Genomic DNA, 21445 nt, shown 5'->3' on the forward strand with positions numbered 1-21445 from the left:
GTTTAATTCACGCGCTCAATAATCGTCGCAGTGCCCATGCCCGCGCCAATGCACAGCGTAATCAGCGCTGTTTCCTTGCCTGAGCGTTCAAGCTCGTCGACCATGGTGCCCATGATCATCGCGCCGGTGGCGCCGAGCGGATGGCCCATGGCGATGGCACCGCCATTCACATTGATGTCGGAATGATCGATATCTAGCGCCTGCATGAAGCGCAGAACGACCGACGCGAAAGCCTCGTTGAGCTCCCAAAGGTCAATGTCTTTCTTGTCCATCCCGGCGCGTTTGAGGGCTTTCGCCGCTGCGAATTCCGGCCCCGTCAGCATGATGGTCGGTTCAGAGCCGATGGACGCCATGGACCTGATCCGCGCGCGCGGCTTGATGCCCAGTTTCTTGCCGATCTCTTCATTGCCGATCAGCACCGCCGCGGCGCCGTCAACGATCCCTGAGGAGTTGCCGGCGTGATGGACGTGGTTGATCTTTTCGAACTCGGCGTATTTTTGCAGCGCCACCGCATCAAAGCCAGGGAACTCTCCGAGCATGGCGAAAGCCGGGTTGAGCGCGCCCAGGGACTGCATGTCAGTATTGGCGCGCACCGTTTCGTCATGATCGAGGAGAACGTCGCCAATGACGTCCTTCACTGGCATGATTGATTTCGCGAAACGCTTTTCTTTCCAGCTTTGCGCCGCGCGTTTCTGACTTTCGACAGCATAGGCGTCCACGTCATCCCGGGAAAACCCGTATTTGGTGGCGATGAGGTCAGCGGAAATGCCCTGCGGCACGAAATAGGTTCTGAAGGCCGTGGTCGGGTCAGTCGGCCAGGCGCCGCCGTCGGATCCCATGGGAACCCGGCTCATCGATTCAACGCCGCCGCCAATCGTCAGGTCAGCCTCGCCAGCCTTCACTTTGGCGGCTGCGATATTGATCGCCTCAAGACCGGAGGCGCAGAACCGGTTCACCTGAATGCCGGACGTCGTCTCCGGGTAGCCGGCATTGAGGATCGCTGTGCGGGTGACAACCGCGCCCTGCTCGCCGACCGGGGAGACGCAGCCAAAGGCCACATCCTCGATTTCTGCGGCGTCGATCTCGCTGCGGTCACGAATGGCTTGCAGCACCTGCGTCGCGAGACCGACCGGAGTCACCTCGTGGAGGGAGCCGTCAGCCTTGCCTTTGCCGCGCGGAGTGCGGACTGCGTCATAAATATAAGCTTCCGTCATGGGGAGCGTCCTTTCGGCCTTCGGGCCTTCGCAAAGTAAAACTCTTCTGAAGCGCTGGGGATGCGCTCTCGTTCTTCCAGGCCAGTAGTTAGAACCCGAGCGGTCGCGAGGCAATGGCCCGATGCAGCGAGCGCCCCCTACCCGAATGTGCTAATTCCCAACCCGCCCAGTATGCGCTAAGCCCGCCAAAACGCCGTAGAATCGGACATCGGAACGCCAATGCCTCAGACCACCTCACTCGACGCCCTCCGCCGCCACATTCGAGACCATTATCTCGCGCCCGAGGATGTGATCGTTCCAGAGCTTATCGCCATGGCGGGCCTCGATGAGGCGACCCGGAACGCCGCTCAAGCCCGTGCAGCCGATTTCGTCACAACAGCCCGGGCCCATGCGGAGCGTTCCGGCCTCATCGACAAGTTTTTGCAGGAATACGGGCTTTCGACCACCGAGGGCGTCACCTTGATGCGCCTTGCCGAAGCGCTCCTGCGCACCCCGGATGCTGCGACCGCCGACGCGCTGATCGAAGACAAGATCGAGGCGGGCGACTGGGCCTCCCACAAGGGCAAGAGCCCCTTCCCGCTAATCAATTTTTCGACCCGCGCCCTGATGCTGACCGCCGCCTGGCTCGACGATGTGGAGGCGAAAGATCCGCTGCGCCGTATGGTGAAATCCACCAAGGACGCACTTGACCGTCTCGGCGAGCCGGTGATCCGCGCTTCGGTGGGGCAGGCTATGCGCGTCATGGGTGAGCATTTCGTTCTCGGGGAGAATATCGCGGGGGCGATGAAGCGCGCGCGCAAATATGAAGACAAGGGTTATGTCTTTTCTTTCGATATGCTCGGCGAGGCAGCCCATACCGAAGCGGACGCCCAGAAATATTTCGACGATTACAAAAGCGCCATCGCCGCGATTTCAAAACATTCGCACCATGACTACGCCCCGGTTAATCCCGGCATCTCGGTGAAACTCTCGGCGCTGCATCCGCGTTATGAGTATGGGAAGAAGACCCGCGTCCTCGCCGAACTTGGCGGGCGCGTTTGCGAACTCGCCATTCAGGCCAAGGCCGCCAATATGGGCTTCAACATCGATGCGGAGGAAGCGGACCGCCTCGACCTTTCCCTTGATATTATCGAGCAGCTGATGCGCGATCCGGCGCTTGAAGGCTGGGACGGTTTCGGTGTTGTGGTGCAAGCCTATCAGCGCCGTGCGCCCTATGTGCTCGACTGGCTGGCGGCGCTCTGTCGTGACACCGGGCGACGGATCATGGTGCGCCTCGTCAAAGGCGCCTATTGGGATTCCGAAATCAAGCGCGCCCAGGTGATGGGCCTAGAGACCTATCCCGTCTTCACTCGCAAGGTGCTGACCGATGTGAGCTATCTCGCCTGCGCGCGAAAGCTGTTCGACAATATCGATGTCTTCTTTCCGCAATTCGCCACACATAATGCGTTGTCTGCGGCCATGGTGCAGAAGATGGCCGGCGACCATAAGGATTACGAACTTCAGCGCCTGCACGGCATGGGCGAAGCGCTCCATGACAGCCTTCTCGAGACCGGCGCGCGCTCGCGCATTTATGCGCCGGTAGGCGGCCACCGGGAGCTGCTACCCTATCTGGTGCGGCGTCTTCTTGAGAACGGCGCCAACTCATCTTTCGTAAACCAGCTCATCGATCCCGATCTGTCCGTGGACGACATTGTCGCCGATCCGCTGGATGAGATCGCGGAGCTCAAATCCTATCCGAACCCGCATATCCCGGCGCCGCGCGATTGCCTGAACGGCGAACGCCTCTCCGCCAAAGGCTGGGATGAAACGCACCCGCCGACCGCAGCGAAAATGTCGCCTGCTGTTCGCAGCACGCTAACGCCAATCACGGCGCAGCCCATTGTCCACGCCGGATTGTATCCCGGCGCAAAAACGCCTGTCATCAATCCGGCTTTTCTCAATGATCCGATAGGGTCCGTTCAGGCCGCAGATGAAGACGCAGTCAATAAGGCCTGCAGTGTTGCATCAGCCTCCGCAAATGAATGGGCGTCAACGCCGGCGAAACAACGCGCAGACAGTTTGCGCACTGCCGCAAAGCTACTGGAAGAGCGCGGCGAGCATTTCATGGCGCTGGCCGTCTACGAGGCCGGGAAAACATGGCCCGACGCCATCGCCGAAGTGCGCGAGGCTGTCGATTTCCTGCGCTACTACGCTGACCGCGCCGAAGAACTTCAAGGACAACCGCTTGGCGTCATCGCCTGTATCAGCCCGTGGAACTTCCCGCTGGCAATTTTCCTCGGACAAGTGAGCGCCGCGTTAGCCGCCGGTAATTGCGTGATCGCCAAACCGGCAGAACAAACACCACTGATCGCGTTCGAGGCAGTCAAACTTCTCCTTGAATGCGGCATCTACCCGGCAGCTCTTCACTATCTGCCCGGTGACGGCCCTACTGTCGGCGGCCCGCTGGTCGCGCACCCGGACGTTAACGGCGTCGTCTTCACCGGCTCCACCGAAGTCGCACAGATCATCAAGAAGAGCCTGATCGCCGCCGGTAAACATGACGCTACGCTGATCGCCGAAACCGGCGGCATCAACGCTATGATCATCGATTCAACAGCGCTTCTGGAACAAGCGGTGAAAGACGTTGTCGATTCTGCATTTCAAAGCGCGGGACAACGCTGTTCCGCCTGCCGTCTCGTTTGCGTTCAGGAAGACATCGCTGACCGTTTCAATGAGATGCTCGCCGGCGCCATGGCGGAACTCACCGTCGGCGATCCGTCGGAGCTTTACACCGATGTGGGACCGGTCATCGACGAAGAGGCGCGCGCAAACATTCAGAACTATGTCGATCACATCAAATTCGAAGCGAACCTGATCGCAACCGCGCCGGAAACCGACCATGGCGTTAACGGAACCTTTGTCCGTCCCGCCGCTTTTGAAATCCACAAGCTGTCCGAACTGAAGCGTGAAGTTTTCGGACCTGTGCTTCATGTTGTGCGTTACAGCGCCGACAAGCTCGACATGCTCGTCAACGACATCAACGCCATGGGCTTCGGCCTCACCATGGGCATCCACACGCGCATTGACGAAACCATGGAGCGCGTCGCCCGTCGCGCGCGCATCGGCAATATCTATGTCAACCGCAACCAGATCGGCGCCGTTGTCGGCGTGCAGCCTTTCGGCGGTGAAGGCTTGTCCGGCACAGGCCCCAAGGCCGGCGGCCCGCATTACCTTAACGCTCTCACCAGACGTCCACGCCCCGATGGCGACGCCCCGGCGCCGCTGATCGACAGCGATGAGATGTCTTTGGAAAAAGCAGCCTTCGAAAACGCGATCGACGCCTTGCGCCCATGGGGCACGTGCGACCGCAAGCCCATCCTCGATAAAGCAATGGCCGCAATGGCGGGACTTGACGCTGACGTCAAAAGGGCGGTCGAAGAAGCGCTGGATGAATTTACGTCCACGACCGAACTTCCGGGACCGACTGGCGAGTCGAACACATTGCGGCTTCGCCCGCGCGGCATTGCGATCTGTCTCGGGGGAGACGCTCCGGATAACGGCGGCATTTTAAAGCAGATTCTTCTTTGCCTCGCGGCTGGCGGGCCAGTCATTGCGCTTGAAAGCGAGGCAGCCAAACAACTCTCGGCCGCTCTCAAAGCCTCCGGAGCGCCTCATGGCGTTGTCAGCATCGCTGGCGCCCATGCCTCGCACTCATTGTTGCGCGACCGCCGCCTTCGGCTCGTCGTTTTCGACGGCGGCGCATCGGCCCGCGCCGCCATTGAAACGGTGCTCGCAGAACGAACAGGGGCGATTATTCCCCTCCTCTCCAGCATGGATGCGCCCTGGCGTTTCGCAGCCGAGCGTACATTAACCATCAATACGACGGCCGCCGGCGGGGACGTTCGATTGTTGTCCTTAGGCGAATAGGGCTACACTGCTCATCCCAGAGCGCCCGTTTTCGGTCTGACTGCTACACTCATCGCAGCTGAAGGGCGCTTCGCCGCAGCGCGCTTGGCGCGCGACCAAGGACACGCCATTTCTTCATGAACAGACCCGAGACCATAAAAATGAGCACCATTCCAGTCGACGCGCCCAAAACGGGGCCATTCATCGCCGCGCCCGGGAGCTCGCGCGAATGGATGAACTGGATCTTCGCCGACAAGGCGCGGATGTTCTGGATTCTGCAGATCGCAGGCTGGCTCGGCTTTTTCGCGCTTCACATTCTCAGCGTATCGACCTTTGTCGCCGGACGGTCATCCGATTCCCTTCTTTATTCGGTCGCCTCTTCGCTGATCGGGTTTTTGACCACCAGCATTCTGGCGCGGCCGATCTATCGTTTCGCCCGGCGTCAGGGGCCAGCGTTGCTCCTCGCCATCGTCCTGACCTCCACCATTTTTATGGCGGTCGCCATGTCAGCCATGAAGGCGCAGACCTTTGGTTTTCTCTTTGGTAATGGCTGGATGGATCTGCGCGGCGCCAGCCTCGGCACCACGAACTATCTTCTGCTGATCGTGCCCGACCTGCCGGTGAACCTGTTTCTGCTCGGCTCCTGGGCGGGTTTTTACTTTGGCGTCAATTATTATTTGAAACTGCGCAGCGAAATGGAGCGCGCGATTTTTTCCGCCCGCCTCGCCGACCAGGCGCAGCTCAAAATGTTGCGCTATCAGCTCAATCCGCATTTTCTGTTTAACACGCTGAACGCCATTTCAACGCTCGTTCTCGAACAGGACGGCAAGCAGGCGAACTCCATGCTGACGCAATTGTCGGCGTTCCTGCGCTATTCCCTCGATAACGATCCGCTGCAAAAAACAACTCTCGCCGAAGAAGTGCGCGCGCTTGAGCTTTATCTCACCATCGAAAAAACCCGTTTCGCAGACCGGCTGACCGTCACTTTCGACATCGATGAAGATACGCTCGGCGCCTATGTGCCGTCCCTGATCCTTCAGCCGGCGATAGAAAACGCGATCAAATACGCAATCGCCCAGATGGAAGCAGGCGGTAAGATCCGGATCACGGCGAAGCGCGAAGGCGGCATGCTCGCGATGACCGTCTGCGATAATGGACCGAATGCGCCGGAAGATCCGAATGCGCTTCTCGACAATGTCAAAACCGGTGTCGGCCTCGTTAATATGCGCGACCGTCTCGGCTATCTTTATCAGGATCGGGCGCAATTCCAGTTGCGCCATGTGGAGCCGCAGGGGATGTGCGTTTCATTGCGCCTTCCATTCGAAACACGGGGATAAGAACACATGAGCGACGACAAAATCCGCGTCATCCTGGTTGACGACGAACCGCTGGCCCTCAGGGGGCTGAAGCTTCGCCTGCAAGCTTTTCCGGAAGTCGAAATTGTCGGCGAATGCGCCAATGGCCGCGAGGCCGTGAAAGAGATAAAAGCGCTGACGCCTGACCTTGTCTTTCTCGACATCCAGATGCCGGGCCTGGACGGCTTCGGCGTCGTCCGCGCCATGATCGGGGCGCCGGCGCCGCTCTTCATCTTTGTCACCGCTTACGACAAGTACGCCATCGATGCATTCGAAGCGAACGCCCTCGACTATATCGTCAAGCCGGTGGAGGAAGAGCGCCTCAATGACGCCCTGCACCGCGCGCGGGAAGCGTTGAAAAGCAAGGTGGCCGCAAGCCGCGAGTCAAAGCTCATCGAAATGCTCGCTTCTCTTTCCGATGACGACCGCGACCGCATCAAGGAACTGATCAACGACCCGGAGTGGACCGACAAGCAACGCTATCCTGAACGCCTTTCTTTCAAGGACGGCTCAAAAGTTGTCATGCTCGATGCCGATGAGATCGAATGGATCGACGCCGCAGGCGATTATATGTGCATACATGCCGGCGGCAAAACGCATATCATCCGCGAGACGATGAAAGCGCTGCAAACGCGCCTCGATCCGGAGCGTTTCCAGCGTGTGCACCGGTCCGCCATCGTCAATGTGAAACGCGTCAAGGAGCTGCATCCGCATTCCAATGGAGAGTATTTCCTCATCCTCGACAATGGCGGTGAATTGAAACTCTCGCGTTCCTATAAGGACGTTGTCGCGCGCTTCCTCTAACGCCGCGTGATCGCTTCGGCGCGGGCGAGGTCTTCCGGCGAATTGATGTTGAGAAACGCGTCGGCGCTCTCGAACATGACACGTTCTGCGTGAAGGCTGTCCGCAAGTTCCTTTAAAGGAAAACCATATTGCTCCGGCGCAGCAGCAAGCGCTCCATGCAACTGGTCGCATCGCCAATAGGCGAAGGCCGGCTGCACGCCGGTCGCATCGCAAGCGATGGCTGAACCGATGCCGCCTGACAGACGTTCAAAAAGATTATCCGGAATAAATGGCCCATCTACGGGCGCCGACAAAAAGCCGTTCGTCGCCAGATTATTTTGTTCAATCCACTTCAGCGCCGCCCACAAACCTGCCGCGGGACCAAGCGGGCCGTCGTCACGATCGCGAAGAACTGGCAATCCGGTTCCATAATCATGGCGTCCTGAAATCAGTATACGATCCGTTTGCGGAGCGAGCCGCGCCAGCACATGGTCCACAAGCCGTCGGCCGCCGAGCATGAGAGCGCCCTTGTCCGCGCCCCCCATGCGACGCCCGCCGCCGCCGGCGAGAATGACCGCAACCCTGTCCGTCTTCTTTTTAGGCGTTTCATTTACTTGCGGCATGATCTACAACACGCATCGAAAAAGCTTCAAAATCATGCCCTTATACCTGATTTTCTTATTCCTTGTCACAGCTGCGCTTTACGCCTCGGTCGGGTTTGGCGGCGGGTCGACTTATAATGCGCTTCTGGTCCTGTCTGGCGTCGATTATCGTATCCTTCCCGCCATCGCTCTCACCTGCAACATCATTGTCGTGGCTGGCGGAACCTACGCCTTCACCCGGAGCGGCAATCTGCGACTTCGCCGGATCGCCCCGTTTCTCATCACTTCAATTCCCGCCGCCTGGGCCGGGGGCCGGATACCGGTTTCCGAAACCCTGTTCATAGGCGCGCTCGGCTTTTCGCTACTTGCGGCGGGGCTCCATCTTGCCCTCGACCGCAACCGCGATGTGGACGCCGAACTAAAGCCTGCGCCTGCGGCGCTGGCATGGATCGTCGGCGGATGTATCGGATTTCTCTCCGGTCTGGTCGGGATTGGCGGCGGAATTTTCCTGGCGCCGGTGCTCTATCTTATCCGTTGGGGCAAACCGAAAGAAATCGCTGGCGCCTGTAGCGTTTTCATTCTTGTCAATTCGCTTTCCGGTTTGGCAGGGCAGCTTATGAAGCTTGGCGATATGAATGCACTCTCCATGATAGGCGCTTATTGGATGCTGTTTCCGGCGGTGCTGGTTGGCGGTCAGATCGGCTCGCGCATGGCGAATGTTGGCTTGTCGAGCCTTACCATCAAACGCTTGACGGCCGCCCTCATCCTCTATGTCAGCGTACGCCTCTTGCTGCGCTGGTACGGCATGGTTTTTTAGCGCAAGCGCACAAACTCCACCTCATCGCCGGGTTTCAGCGCAGGCGCATTAATTTTCCGGCGCAATAGCGCGTTCGCCGCTCCGAAAGGCAACAACAGCGAGCTGTCCTGATTGGCGACCGGGGCAATGGCTCCGTCTTGTTCCTGCGCGCGCAAATAGGCTTCACGGCCGCCATTAGCCGATAACGGCGCTGTCAGGCGCGCTTTTAAAAAAGGCGCAGACCAGATTTCGCCGGCAAGGCGCCGCACCAGCGGTTGAACAAACAAAGCGGCAGTCACAATTGCGGACGCCGGATTGCCAGGAAGGCCTATGACGCTGGCATCTCCCACACGGCCGCACCAGGTCGGTTTTCCCGGTCTGACGGCGACTTTGGAAAACCGGACTTCGCCACCCTCTTTCGCAAAAGCCGATTTCACATAGTCGTAGTCACCAACAGAAGCGCCGCCCACAGGGATGATGATGTCTGCGTCGGCGCCGCGTTTGAAATAACTGCGAATATCATCTTCGCTGTCAGCGGCGCAGCCAAGATAAACCGCCTCTGCGCCCCAGTTCCGGGTCATGGCGCACAGCGCATAATGATTGGAGTTGATAATCTCACCCGGTTTCAATGTTGATCCGGGTTCTTTTAATTCGTCGCCATTGGAAAAGACCGCAACCTTGGGGCGGCGATGAACTGACACCGACGCGATATTCGCCGCCGCAAAAAGCGCGCCGTGAATTTCGTGAAGCGGCGCAGCCTTTTCGGCGAGAAGATCGCCTTCCCTAAAATCAATGCCGGCCGCGCGGATGTTGCGCGGTTTTGGCTGATCTTCATTGATTGTGATCTGCGCGCCCTCGCGCTCCACATCTTCCTGGATGATGACATGGTCGGCGCCGGCGGGAACTGCGCCGCCGGTGAAAATCCGCACGGCTTCGCCTGCGTTGATATTCCCGCCAAAGGGCGCGCCGGCCGGCGCCTCGCCAATAACCGTCAGAACCGCTCCAACTTTCATATCGGAAAAGCGCACCGCATAGCCGTCCATGGCTGAGGCGGCGAAAGGCGGTTGCGTCATCAGCGCAATGACATCTTCAGCCGTCACGCGCCCGACGAGATCACCTAATGCAGCCCTTTCCGCGCCAAGCGGCGCGACGTCTTCCAGAATTGCGGCGATCGCTTCCTCGACGCTCAACATCGGTTACTCGTCACGATTGAAATCGCCGGACTTGCCGCCTGATTTTTCGAGCAGCTTCACGTCGTCAATGATCATGGATTTGTCGACTGCTTTCGCCATGTCGTAAATCGTCAGGCACGCCGTCATGACAGCGGTGAGCGCCTCCATCTCAACGCCGGTCTTGCCGGCTGTTTTGACTTCCGCTGTGACCACAAAAGCGTGCGCCGCATCGTCCGGCTCAATCCGCACAGTCAATCCAGTAATCGGCAGCGGGTGGCATAATGGAATAAGATCGCTCGTGCGTTTCGCGCCCATGATTCCGGCAAGCTCCGCCACGCTTGCGATATCGCCTTTTTTCACGCCGCCTGAGCGAACGACCTGAAAACTTTCCTCAGTAAAAACCACACGCCCCTGCGCAACCGCACGGCGCTGCGTTTCCGATTTCGCGGAAACGTCAACCATGCGCGCACGGCCTTTTTCGTCGAAATGGGTGAGGTCTTTGGTCACTTATTTTTCCATCAATCGCGGCATGAGCTCCACAAGATTGCACGGCTTATGCCGGGAATCGAGCTGGTAGGAAATCACCTTGTCCCAGCCGTCTTTTACGGCGCCGTTGGAACCGGGCAGGCAGAAAATGAAGGTGCCTTTGACGACGCCGCCGCACGCGCGCGACTGAAGCGTCGAAAGCCCGACGCTCTGAAAGCTCACCTGATGAAAGATCACGGAGAAGCCTTCAATTTCTTTTTCAAAAAGCGGACGTAACGCCTCTATGGTTACATCCCTGCCCGTCAATCCGGTGCCGCCGGTGGAGATGACAACATCAACCTGTTTATCATCGATCCATTGCGTCACGATGTTCCGGATCGCTTCTATATCGTCACGCACAAGATCGCGCGCTGCAAGGTGATGGCCTGCCGCCTCTATACGCCCTGCGAGCACGTCGCCGGATGTGTCCGTGGCGCGGGTCCGGGTGTCGGTGACCGTCAACACCGCGATGCGCACCGGTTTAAAGTCAAGCTCTTCATTAATGCCGTGCATTATTCTTCCTCGTCATCCCGCCCAGACTCATTCCAGCGGGCGGCGTCCTTGTAATCCGCATGTCGCGGTTCGATCCACACCGCGCCGCCCTCGCGAATTTCCTTTTTCCAGAACATCGCCTCAGTTTTCAGATAATCCATAAGGAAATCAGCCGCCTCGAAGGCTTCCCGGCGATGGCGGCTCGCCACGCAGACCATGACTATGGTGTCGCCCGGCGCCAATTCGCCGACGCGATGGATGATGAGCGCGTCGTCAATCTCCCAGCGTTCTCGGGCCTTATTCTCTATCTCTGCAATGGATTGTTCCGTAACGCCCGGATAATGTTCAAGACACAGCGCCTTGACGCTGTCACCGCCCGCGGCGGCGCGCACTTTGCCAACAAAGCTGACAATAGCCCCGGCGCCGGACGCTTCTTTCTCAAAGGCGGAAAGCTCCGCGCCCGGATCGAATGGATCTGAGATAACCCGGATCACAGCTCAACCGCCGCTCACAGGCGGCAAAAAGGCGATCTCATCTTCATCGCTGATCGCCGCGTCACGCGAGGCGATCATTTCATTCACAATAAAGCGCACGGAATTTTCATTAAGCGCCGAGGCGAGCGCCGCCTCTTTGGCGCTGAGCGCCGAGACCAGATCATCAATGGTCTGTGTTTCAGGCGCGAGCGATAGATCGCGCGATCGCCCGCCAGCCGCGTCCGCCAGTTTTCCAAAAAACAGAATGCGCGCCATCATCAGCCTCCGGTCACCGACATGTGCCGGGAAACCGCCGGCGCGGCGCCGCGTTCGGTAATATCAAACGCGTGGCGTTCAGGTTTTTTAAGCATGGCGCGGTCGAGCGCTACGTTTAGCGCTTCATCGGGGTTTGGCCCACGCAAGGCGGCGCGCAGGTCAATCTTGTCGCCATGGCCAAGACACATGTAAATCTCGCCGGTGCAGGTGACGCGCACCCGGTTGCACCCTGCACAGAAATTATTGGTCAGCGGCGTGATAAGGCCGAGCGCGCCGCCGGTTTCCTCGACTCTCATGTAACGCGCCGGACCACCGGTTTTCATCTCCATTGGCGTCAGGGTCCATCGCGCTTGCAATTTGTCCTGCACCGCTGTGAGGGGCAGATATTGATCGACACGATCTTCTTCGATCTCACCAAGCGGCATCACCTCTATAAGCGTCAGGTCCATGGCCCGGCCATGAGCCCATTCGATCATCGCCGGAATTTCATCTTCATTGACGCCCTTAAGCGCCACCGTGTTGATCTTGACCTTGAGGCCCGCCGCCTGCGCCGCATCAAGACCACGCAGGACATCCGAGAGACGATTGCGGCGCGTCAGCGTTTCAAACTTTGCATCGTCCAGCGTATCAAGAGAAACATTGATGCGTTTCACGCCGAGCGAGGCCAGCACATCCGCATGATGGTGAAGCTGCGTCCCGTTGGTAGTCAGCGTCAGCTCGTCGAAATCGCCTTTTTCAAGTCTGCGCCCGAGCCGCGCCATCAAGGTCATGATGTCCCGGCGCACCAAAGGCTCGCCGCCGGTGATGCGGATTTTTTTGACGCCGCGATCAATGAACGCGCCCGCGAGCCGCTCCAGCTCTTCCAGGCTCAACACATCCCGCTTGGGGAGGAACTTCATCTCCTCCGCCATGCAGTATGTGCAACGCAGATCGCAGCGATCTGTCACCGAGAGGCGCAGATAGGTGATCTGGCGGCCGAATGTATCGCGAAGCGCTTTCATGGTTCTAATCTACCATGTGGGGCGCTTCGCGAGCAATTCCAGTCATTAAGACCTAAGCCAACCCAACGATCTGGCCATCCTTGTCGAGGCCGATTTCCAGCGCCGCCGGTTTTTTCGGCAGGCCCGGCATGGTCATGATGTCGCCGCAGACCGCCACGACGAAGCCCGCGCCGGCGGAAAGCCGCGCTTCGCGCACTTCCAGCGTATGGCCTGACGGCGCGCCCAGATTGGTCGGGTCTGTCGAGAAGCTGTATTGGGTCTTGGCAATACACACGGGAACGTGACCGAAACCGAGCTTTTCGAATTCCTTAAGGCTATTCGCCGCAGCGGAAGACAGCGAGATGCCTTCGGCCCCGTAAATCTCCTTCGCCACCGTTTCGATCTTTTTGGCCAGCGGCGTGTCGTCCGGGTACAGCAACTTGCCTTCAGACTTGCCCTTGTCGAGTTCTTCTTTGACCGCCGTTGCAAGCTCAACAGCGCCTTTGCCGCCTTCGGCCCAATGTTTGGACAGCGCGACTTTAACACCGAGCTCTTCACCAAGCTTCTTGATGACCGCAACTTCCTCATCCGTGTCATGAATGAAATGGTTGATGGCGACGACTGGATTGAGACCGTATTTCTTGAGATTGGTGATGTGGCGCTTGAGATTGACAGCGCCTTTTTCAACGGCGCCGGCGTTGGGCGCGCCAAGATCGCCTTTGGCGACGCCGCCCTGCATTTTAAGCGCGCGCACCGTCGCAACCAGAACAACCGCATCCGGCCACAAGCCCGACTGACGGCATTTGATGTCGAGAAACTTCTCCGCGCCAAGATCAGCGCCGAAGCCCGCCTCGGTTACGACCACATCGGCGAGCTTCATCGCTGTCTTGGTCGCCATCACGGAATTACAGCCATGGGCGATATTGGCGAACGGACCGCCATGAATAAAGGCGGGGTTGTGCTCAATGGTCTGCACCAGGTTTGGCTGTAGCGCGTCTTTCAGGAGCACCGCCATGGCGCCGTCGGCGCCGATATCGCCTGCCGTCACCGGCGACTTGTCGCGGCGACGCGCGACAATGATCCGGCTCAAGCGTTCGCGCAAATCTTCAATGTCATTGGCGAGACACAGGATCGCCATGACTTCCGAGGCGACCGTAATGTCAAAACCATTTTCTCGCGGCACGCCATTGGCGGGCCCGCCAAGGCCGATGACGATATTGCGAAGCGCGCGGTCATTCATGTCGACCACACGGCGGAACACGACGCGGCGCGGATCGATTTCCTGCTCGTTGCCCCAGTAAATATGGTTGTCGATCAACGCCGCCAAAAGACTGTGCGCCGAGGTGATCGCGTGGAAGTCGCCGTTAAAATGAAGGTTGATGTCTTCCATGGGGATGACTTGCGCGCGGCCGCCGCCAGCGGCGCCGCCCTTCATACCGAAGCAAGGGCCAAGCGATGGCTCGCGAAGGCAGACCATGGCGTTGACGCCAATCTGGTTAAGCCCGTCAGTAACGCCGACGCTTGTCGTCGTCTTGCCCTCGCCCGCCGGGGTCGGCGTAATGGCGGTGACGAGCACGAGCTTGCCGTCTTTCTTGCTCTTCAAGGAGTTGATGTATTCGAGGGAGACTTTCGCCTTGTGATGACCGAAAGGCACCAGCGCTTCCGGCGGCACGCCGAGACGTTTTTCCGCGAGCGGCAGGATCGGGTCCATGGTCGCCGCGCGGGCTATTTCGATGTCAGGAGCGCCCGGTGCGGGCAAATTATCTTGCGTCATCAGATCTTAGCCGGTCCTGCCGGCCCTCCCTTATTTTTTGAGATTGTATGTATAGCATACATTTATGGGGCGGCGCGAACAAAAGTCTTTCCATCTCGGCAATACAAACTGAGATTCGCCTCCTGCGCCTTTGCAATTGCGAAAGAAGTGGGCCCGGATACGCTGGCCACGGCCTGAACGCCTATTCTCGCGCATTTCTCGATGATTTCATAGGAACACCGGCTCGACATCAGGACAAAGCCGGCCGTCATGTCCGCGCCCACACGCGCCAGAGCGCCAATAAGTTTGTCGAGGGCGTTGTGGCGACCCACATCCTCGCGCACGCTTAATATGGCGCCGTCGCGCGACACCCAGGCGGCGGCGTGGACAGTCCTCGTGGCTTCGTTCAATGGCTGGTGCGTGCGCAGGTTGGCCAAAGATTGCTCCAGCGCCTCCGTAGGGATCTCCACGGGCGCGTCAGCGACTTTAGGAAGCGTTTCAAAAAACGTCTCAGCGTTTTCAAGGCCACAGACGCCGCATCCCGCGCGCCCAACCAGATTGCGCCGTTGCTGACGGATATCGAGCCGCTCCAGCCTTTCAGGCGCGATGGAAAGATGCAGTTCTATCCCCCGAGGGCTCTGGTGAATGTCGACGGAGGAAATGTCATCCAATTTGTCGACGACCCGCTCCGTCAGAGAAAAGCCGACAGCGAAATCCTCCATATCGGCGGGGGTCGCCAGCATGACGGCGTAATTGCGTTTGTTATAAACAAACGCGACCGGCGTTTCAGCCGGGACGCGCCACGCTCCACCCGTGATAGGGGTTTCCCGTTCGGGAGGCGGCGCGTCGCCGAACCTGTTGAAGGTCGTCACGCTATTCCGCGGGCTCCACGACGCCCTCGGTCAGAATCCGGCGCAGTTCCGGCGTTGTCGCTTCATATTCTTCCTGCCACTGCGATTTATGGTTCGCCGGCGCGACCTCGACAGCCGTCACCTTGTATTCAGGACAGCTTGTCGCCCAGTCGGAATTTTCCGTCGTCACCACATTGGCGCCCGTCTCCGGGTGGTGGAAGGTCGTATAGACAACGCCCGGCGCCATGCGGTCGGAAACAAGCGCCTTCAGCGTGATCTCCCCCTTGCGGCTGCGGATGGAGACCCAGTGACCGTCTTGAACGCCTCGCGCTTGCGCGTCGGAAGGATGTATTTCAAGCACATCTTCAGCGTGCCAGTCGCTGTTATGCGTGCGCCGCGTTTGCGCGCCCACATTATATTGCGACAGAATTCTGCCAGTTGTGAGAATGAGCGGAAACTTGCGGTTGGTTTTCTCCGTCGTCGGCACATATTCGGTAACGACGAACAGTCCCTTTCCGCGCACAAAACCGTCCACATGCATGATCGGTGTGCCGTCAGGCGCATCGTCATTGCATGGCCATTGCACGCTGCCGCGCTCATCCAGCATTTTGTGCGAGACATGCGCGAAGGTCGGCGTCAGCTCTGCGATTTCATCCATGATTTCGGCCGAGCTTTCGTAATTCATCTCAGCATAACCGAGCGCATTACAAAGCATCTGCGTTGCTTCCCATTCCTGAATGCCGGTCTGGGTGCGCAAGGCCGGGCGCACACGGTTGATGCGCCGTTCCGCATTGATGAAACAGCCGTCTTTTTCAAGGAACGAAGTGCCCGGAAAGAAGACATGGGCGAAACGCGCCGTCTCGTTCAGGAAGAGATCCTGCACGATGATGCAGTCCATCGCCCTCAAGGCGGCTTCGACATGAAGCGTATTGGGATCGGACTGGGCGATGTCCTCGCCCTGAACGTAAAGACCTTTGTAACTGCCGGCGATCGCCTCATCGAACATATTCGGAATGCGATAACCAGGTTCGGCATCCTGTTCGCGTCCCCAGGCCTTTGAGAAGAGCGCGCGCGCAGCATCGTCCTTGACGGAGCGATATGCGGAGAACTCATGCGGGAATGAACCCATATCGCAAGATCCCTGCACATTGTTCTGACCGCGCAGCGGGTTAACCCCAACGCCGCGGCGGCCGATATTGCCGGTCGCCATCGCGAGGTTCGCCATGCCCATAACCATGGTCGATCCCTGACTGTGCTCAGTGACGCCAAGGCCGTAATAGATCGCGGCGTTGCCGCCGGTCGCATAAAGCCTTGCAGCCGCGCGAATGTCCTCAGCGGGAACGCCCGTGGATTTAGACACTTCCTCAGGTGAATTTTCCTCACCTTTCACGAAGTCGAGCCATTCCTTGAATGACGGCAGATCGCAGCGCTCCTTGATGAATGCTTCATCAAGAAGGTTTTCCATCGCCGCCACATGGGCGAATGCATTGACCATGGCGACATTCGTGCCCGGCTGCAGCGGAAGGTGGTGAGCTGCCGAGATATGCGGGGTTTTGACGAGATCAATGGCGCGCGGATCGACGATGATCAGCTTGGCGCCCTCGCGCAGGCGGCGCTTCATCTGTGATGCAAACACCGGGTGCGCGTCTGTCGGGTTGGCGCCGATAATCAAAACGACGTCCGCTTCCTCGACGCTGTCAAAATCCTGCGTCCCGGCCGATGTGCCAAAGGTCTGGTTGAGACCGTAGCCTGTGGGTGAGTGACAGACCCGCGCGCAGGTATCGATATTGTTGTTGCCGAAAGCGGTGCGGACCATTTTGACAACGGCCCACACTTCCTCGATCGTGCAGCGCGAGGATGAAATGGCGCCAATGGATTTCCGGCCGTATTTCTCCTGCGTCGCTTTCAGTTTTGTTGCGGCGAAATCGACAGCCTCCTGCCAGCTGACCTCACGCCACGGATCGGTGATCTTGTCGCGGATCATGGGACTCGTAATGCGGTCCTTGTGGGTCGCATAACCCCAGGCGAAGCGCCCCTTAACGCAGGAGTGGCCGTGATTGGCCTTGCCGTCTTTGTGCGGCGTCATGCGGATCACCTGATCGCCTTTAAGTTCGGCCTTGAAGGAACAGCCGACGCCGCAATAGGCGCAGGTGGTCAGCACCGTGCGATCCGGCACGCCATGTTCGACAACGGATTTTTCCTGCAAGGTCGCGGTCGGGCACGCCTCAACGCAGGCGCCGCAGGAAACGCATTCTGAATCGAAGAAGTTGGCGCCGCCCACAGCCACGCGAGAATTAAAGCCGCGGCCTTCGATGGTCAGCGCGAGCGTCCCCTGCACTTCGTCGCAGGCGCGCACACAGCGAGAGCAGACAATGCATTTTGAGGGATCATATTCGAAGTAAGGGTTCGATACGTCCTTGGAGAGCTTGGTGTGGTTCTCACCCTCATATCCATAACGCACTTCACGCAGGCCGACCGCGCCGGCCATGTCCTGCAATTCGCAATCGCCATTGTCAGAACAGGTGAGACAATCGAGCGGATGGTCGGAAATATAAAGCTCCATGACGCCGCGACGCAGTTTCGCGAGGCGATCCGTCTGGGTGCGGACTTTCATGCCTTCACGCACGGGCGTCGTGCAGGAAGCGGGCGTACCCTTGGCGCCGTCGACCTCGACGAGGCACAAACGGCAGGAGCCAAAGGATTTCACTACATCCGTGGCGCAGAGTTTCGGAATGGATATCCCGATCTCCTGCGCGGCGCGCATGATGCTGGAACCCTCTTCCACTTCGACGTTAAAGCCGTCGATTTCCACCGACACCTTCTTGCCCGCGCCGTTTTTCGACTTCGGTTTCGGCGTGCCGTAATCAGTTTCTTTCAAGAGGGCCATGATGCCGTCTCCATTCTGCCGCTTGTCGCGGCGTGTCGTATTCTGCCGCCTTCGCGGCGGGTCCTACTCAGCCGCCTTCAGCGACGACTTGATCCCGAAATCCTCCGGGAAATATTTCACCGCGCTTTGCACCGGAATCGGCGTCATGCCGCCCATGGCGCAAAGCGAGCCGTCCACCATCAACTCACAAAGGTCGTTGAGGACTGTTAAATTCTTGTCGCGGTCGACGCCCGCCGTGATGCGATCCACCGTCTCGACGCCGCGGACCGAGCCAACGCGGCAGGGCGTGCACTTGCCGCAGGATTCCTCAACGCAGAATTCAAAGGCGTAGCGCGCCTGATCCGCGAGGTTGATGGTGTCATCATACACCACAAGGCCGCCATGACCAACGCCGGCGCCATGCTCGATCATGGTTTCGTAATCCATTTTGAGATCGAAAAGACGGGGCGGCAGATAGGCGCCGAGCGGCCCGCCAATCTGCACTGTGCGGACCGGCCGTCCCGAAAATGTCCCGCCGCCGATCTCTTCCACCAGCTCGCGCAAGGTGACGCCGAAAGCCGTCTCATAAAGACCGCCATGTTTGACATTGCCGGCGATCTGGAACGGCATTGTGCCCGTCGACTTGCCCATGCCGTAGTCACGATAATATGCGGCGCCTTTCTCAAAAATCGCCGGAACCGAGCAAAGTGAAATGACGTTGTGGACAAGGGTCGGCTTGCCGAAGAGACCTTCAAGCGCGGGGAGCGGCGGCTTGGCGCGCACTTCGCCGCGTTTGCCTTCAAGGCTGTTCAGGAGCGATGTCTCTTCGCCGCAAATATAGGCGCCGGCGCCCATGAAGACGTCAATGTCGAAGGCCTTGCCGGACCCACGAACATTGTCGCCGAGGAGCCCTGCCTGACGCGCATTGGCGATCGCTTCGTTCAGAACGCGCGCGGCGATCGGATATTCCGAGCGTAAATAGATATAGCCCTGTGTCGCGCCAACAGCGACGCCAGCAATGGTCATGCCTTCGATCAGGGTGAAGGGGTCGCCTTCCATGATCATACGGTCGGCGAAGGTGCCGCTGTCGCCTTCGTCCGCATTGACTACAATGTATTTCTGATCCGCTTGCGCGCCTGCGACGGTCTTCCACTTAATGCCGGCCGGGAAGCCTGCGCCGCCGCGTCCTCTCAGGCCAGACTGCATCACCTCTTCGCAGATGGCGGCGCTGTCCATTTTGAGCGCTTTGTCGAGACCGGCGTAACCGCCATGGCTTTGATAGTCTGCAACGGAAACCGGATCGACAACGCCGCAGCGCGCAAAGATCAGGCGCGTCTGGTTTTTCAAAAATGGAATGTCTTCCACCGGCCCGACATTTTTGTCGTGCTTGCCGTCACCCGTCACCACATCGAGAAGCGACGCCGCATCATCTTCATTCACCGGACCGTAGCCGATGCGCTTGCCGTCTTTTTCGATTTCAACAAGCGGCTCCAGCCAGTGCATGCCGCGCGAGCCGGTGCGCATAAGCTTAAGCTCAAGCTTGCGCTTGGCGGCTTCGGCTGAAAGCGCATCCGCAAGATCGTCAGCGCCCATGGCGACAGCCGTTGAATCAAGAGGGAGATAAATTGTCAGCGCACTCATGACGCGCTTTCCTTTTTGGCGCGCTCGAACGCTTTTTCTATCTTTCCTGCATCCGCCATACCCACCAGTCGGCCATCAACCATCGCGGCCGGCGCCGTTGAACAAAGACCAAGACAATAAACAGGTTCGAGCGTGATATCTTTAGATGCGCTTGTCTCGCCCATTTTCAAGCCGAATTTCTTTTCAACGGCCTTGATGAAGTCGCGCCCGCCCGCCGCCTGACACGCCTCCGCAGCGCAAAGGCGCATAACGGTCTTGCCTTGCGGCGCGCGTTTGAAGTCGTGATAAAAGCTGATGACGCCTTTCACTTCAGCGCGCGAAAGATTGAAGGCGCGCGCGGCTTCCGCTTCGGTATCCTCCGGCAAAAAACCGTGAACGCGTTGCACTTCATGCAATGCGGAAATAAGGCCGCCGGTGCGGCCGACAAAAGGCTCAATCAGGCTTGAAAGGGTCACGCGCAGTTTCGTCTCATAGCTACAAGGTTGAGACGTAACATAAAATTATGAAAACCCCATATCAATTCGGGCACAAGGGATGTCGGATTTGCGAAGCCTAATCAGCCTTCTTATTGGCTTGCCTGTTAATTTCCGCCAGCAAAGCCGCCTGAACCGCGGTTGGCCGCCAGTTGCGCCGCTTGGTTAACCCAATGCTGCGTGAGACTTCGGAAACCGGGTGCGGCCGCGAAATCAGCATGTTTGCCGTTTTTTCGTAGCGAATCTGCTCGTCCGACAGGAGCATCATACGGTCGGAATTCATTAATATGACGCGCGCGACGCCAAGGGAGTTACATTCAATAACATCTTTCGGCGCCGGCAAATTCAATCCTTCAAACAACGCATCGAAGTGACTGCGCAACGGAGATGTTGCATGTGGCGCAATCCATGAAAAAGAACCGAGCGTTGGACCATCAAGACACGCCTCAGCCGCCGGATGGCCGACACGCATGACGATCGCCAACGGGTCATCAAATAAGGGCTCTTCAACGACATCTTTAAGCGCCGGGTTTTCCCGCATGGCGCCGACCAATATGTCCGTGTCCCCTCTTCTCAATCCGATTAGCAAATCCTCATAGGCGCCATCGACGATCGTTACCTTATGGTCGGGATAGGCCGCCGAAAATGCGGCGACCGAGGCAGGAACCAGATGCGCACGCGCCAGCGGCATGGCGCCGATGACGGTGCCGCCCGCTTCGTGGCCCATTGCTTCAGCAATCTCCTCCGCCGCCTGTTTTAATTCCGCAAAGGCAAGGCCGGTTTTAAGCGCCAGTATTTCCGCTTTTTTTGTTGGCCGGACGCCATGGCTGGTGCTTTCGAACAAAGATGCGTCAAGCGCTTTTTCAAGATCTTTCGCCGCCCGATGCACTGTCGGCGCCGCGTATCCTTCCGCCCGCGCAGCGCCGGAAAAACCTCCATGGCGAACTATGCTGGCAAGGGTTTCGAGACGCCGCGCCGACATCGCTCGCAGCGCATTGCCCGGATTAGCCTTCGGCCCGGACGCCTCTCTTACCCCTTCACTCAACAGGCCGAGCGCGACCGCGGCGCGTTCAAGAAGAATTTGCCCCTCCTGCGTCGTAACAATGCGGTCCTTGCTGCGCGCGGTCAGGGCCGTCGAGTAATGGTCGTTCAGGCCTTTCAGGGCCTGGCTCGCCGCCGGTTGCGTCAACCCCAGCGCCGCCGCCGCGCCGGTCACCGAACCGCGCCGGATGATTTCGCGGAAAACATTCAGATGCCAGAGATTAGGCGGATGCCTGGGATTGGGCGATTGGCGCATAAATGATGAGG

18 protein-coding genes are annotated in these 21445 nt (G+C 58.7%); 4 read left to right on the plus strand and 14 right to left on the minus strand.

Features of this window, described 5'->3' with window-relative positions; translation table 11 throughout:
- Positions 1-2 precede the first annotated feature (2 nt).
- A complete protein-coding gene (locus ACFOOP_RS15800; RefSeq protein ID WP_379882095.1) occupies positions 3-1214 on the minus strand; it encodes an acetyl-CoA C-acetyltransferase in 1212 nt (403 codons plus the stop codon).
- Between the two features lie 219 nt (positions 1215-1433).
- Here ACFOOP_RS15800 and putA point away from each other — a divergent pair, with 219 nt between their 5' ends.
- The 3 genes from putA (at position 1434) to ACFOOP_RS15815 (ending at position 7258) form a co-directional block, all read left to right on the plus strand.
- Positions 1434-5120: a bifunctional proline dehydrogenase/L-glutamate gamma-semialdehyde dehydrogenase PutA gene (gene putA, locus ACFOOP_RS15805; RefSeq protein WP_379882096.1), complete on the plus strand. Its 3687-nt coding sequence runs from the start codon at positions 1434-1436 to the stop codon at positions 5118-5120.
- Positions 5121-5260: 140 nt separating this feature from the next.
- Positions 5261-6436, plus strand: a complete 1176-nt coding sequence (locus tag ACFOOP_RS15810; protein ID WP_379882097.1) for a sensor histidine kinase — start codon at positions 5261-5263, stop codon at positions 6434-6436.
- Between the two features lie 6 nt (positions 6437-6442).
- Entirely contained in the window at positions 6443-7258 is an 816-nt protein-coding gene (locus ACFOOP_RS15815) for a LytR/AlgR family response regulator transcription factor (protein ID WP_379882098.1), read from the plus strand.
- Here ACFOOP_RS15815 and mobA read toward each other — a convergent pair.
- Positions 7255-7860: a molybdenum cofactor guanylyltransferase gene (gene mobA / locus ACFOOP_RS15820; protein ID WP_379882099.1), complete on the minus strand. Its 606-nt coding sequence runs from the start codon at positions 7858-7860 to the stop codon at positions 7255-7257. The genes ACFOOP_RS15815 and mobA overlap by 4 nt on opposite strands.
- A gap of 34 nt (positions 7861-7894) precedes the next feature.
- On the opposite strand from mobA, the gene ACFOOP_RS15825 reads away from it, so the two are divergent.
- The gene (locus tag ACFOOP_RS15825) at positions 7895-8656 is read left to right on the plus strand and encodes a sulfite exporter TauE/SafE family protein (protein WP_379882100.1); all 762 of its coding nucleotides are present in this window, start codon (positions 7895-7897) and stop codon (positions 8654-8656) included.
- Here ACFOOP_RS15825 and ACFOOP_RS15830 read toward each other — a convergent pair.
- From ACFOOP_RS15830 to ACFOOP_RS15885, 12 genes are all read right to left on the minus strand, one after another.
- Positions 8653-9828 (minus strand): molybdopterin molybdotransferase MoeA, encoded by a 1176-nt coding sequence (locus ACFOOP_RS15830; RefSeq protein ID WP_379882101.1) that lies wholly within the window; start codon positions 9826-9828, stop codon positions 8653-8655. The genes ACFOOP_RS15825 and ACFOOP_RS15830 overlap by 4 nt on opposite strands.
- 3 nt (positions 9829-9831) lie before the next feature.
- A complete protein-coding gene (gene moaC, locus ACFOOP_RS15835) occupies positions 9832-10314 on the minus strand; it encodes a cyclic pyranopterin monophosphate synthase MoaC (protein WP_379882102.1) in 483 nt (160 codons plus the stop codon).
- Positions 10315-10845: a molybdenum cofactor biosynthesis protein B gene (gene moaB, locus ACFOOP_RS15840; protein WP_379882104.1), complete on the minus strand. Its 531-nt coding sequence runs from the start codon at positions 10843-10845 to the stop codon at positions 10315-10317.
- Complete coding sequence (locus tag ACFOOP_RS15845; RefSeq protein WP_379882105.1) at positions 10845-11318, minus strand: molybdenum cofactor biosynthesis protein MoaE; 474 nt, start codon at positions 11316-11318, stop codon at positions 10845-10847. The genes moaB and ACFOOP_RS15845 overlap by 1 nt, the downstream gene beginning before the upstream one ends.
- Before the next feature lie 3 nt (positions 11319-11321).
- A complete protein-coding gene (locus tag ACFOOP_RS15850) occupies positions 11322-11576 on the minus strand; it encodes a MoaD/ThiS family protein (protein WP_379882106.1) in 255 nt (84 codons plus the stop codon).
- Positions 11576-12574, minus strand: coding sequence for a GTP 3',8-cyclase MoaA (gene moaA, locus ACFOOP_RS15855; RefSeq protein ID WP_379882107.1), 999 nt, complete (start codon positions 12572-12574; stop codon positions 11576-11578). The genes ACFOOP_RS15850 and moaA overlap by 1 nt, the downstream gene beginning before the upstream one ends.
- 52 nt (positions 12575-12626) lie before the next feature.
- Positions 12627-14327: a formate--tetrahydrofolate ligase gene (locus tag ACFOOP_RS15860; RefSeq protein WP_379882108.1), complete on the minus strand. Its 1701-nt coding sequence runs from the start codon at positions 14325-14327 to the stop codon at positions 12627-12629.
- Between the two features lie 62 nt (positions 14328-14389).
- Positions 14390-15178 (minus strand): formate dehydrogenase accessory sulfurtransferase FdhD, encoded by a 789-nt coding sequence (fdhD, locus tag ACFOOP_RS15865; protein WP_379882109.1) that lies wholly within the window; start codon positions 15176-15178, stop codon positions 14390-14392.
- A gap of 1 nt (position 15179) precedes the next feature.
- The gene (fdhF, locus tag ACFOOP_RS15870) at positions 15180-18044 is read right to left on the minus strand and encodes a formate dehydrogenase subunit alpha (protein ID WP_379882110.1); all 2865 of its coding nucleotides are present in this window, start codon (positions 18042-18044) and stop codon (positions 15180-15182) included.
- Positions 18045-18107: 63 nt separating this feature from the next.
- Positions 18108-19664 carry a formate dehydrogenase beta subunit gene (locus tag ACFOOP_RS15875; protein ID WP_379882111.1) on the minus strand — a complete coding sequence of 519 codons (1557 nt, stop codon included), beginning with the start codon at positions 19662-19664 and terminating at the stop codon, positions 18108-18110.
- Positions 19661-20119 carry an NAD(P)H-dependent oxidoreductase subunit E gene (locus tag ACFOOP_RS15880; protein WP_379882112.1) on the minus strand — a complete coding sequence of 153 codons (459 nt, stop codon included), beginning with the start codon at positions 20117-20119 and terminating at the stop codon, positions 19661-19663. The genes ACFOOP_RS15875 and ACFOOP_RS15880 overlap by 4 nt, the downstream gene beginning before the upstream one ends.
- 97 nt (positions 20120-20216) lie before the next feature.
- Complete coding sequence (locus ACFOOP_RS15885; RefSeq protein WP_379882113.1) at positions 20217-21434, minus strand: LysR family transcriptional regulator; 1218 nt, start codon at positions 21432-21434, stop codon at positions 20217-20219.
- Positions 21435-21445: the final 11 nt, after the last annotated feature.

The organism is Hyphococcus aureus, from assembly GCF_042643165.1.
In the GTDB taxonomy this organism is placed as follows: Bacteria; Pseudomonadota; Alphaproteobacteria; order Caulobacterales; family Parvularculaceae; genus Hyphococcus; species Hyphococcus aureus.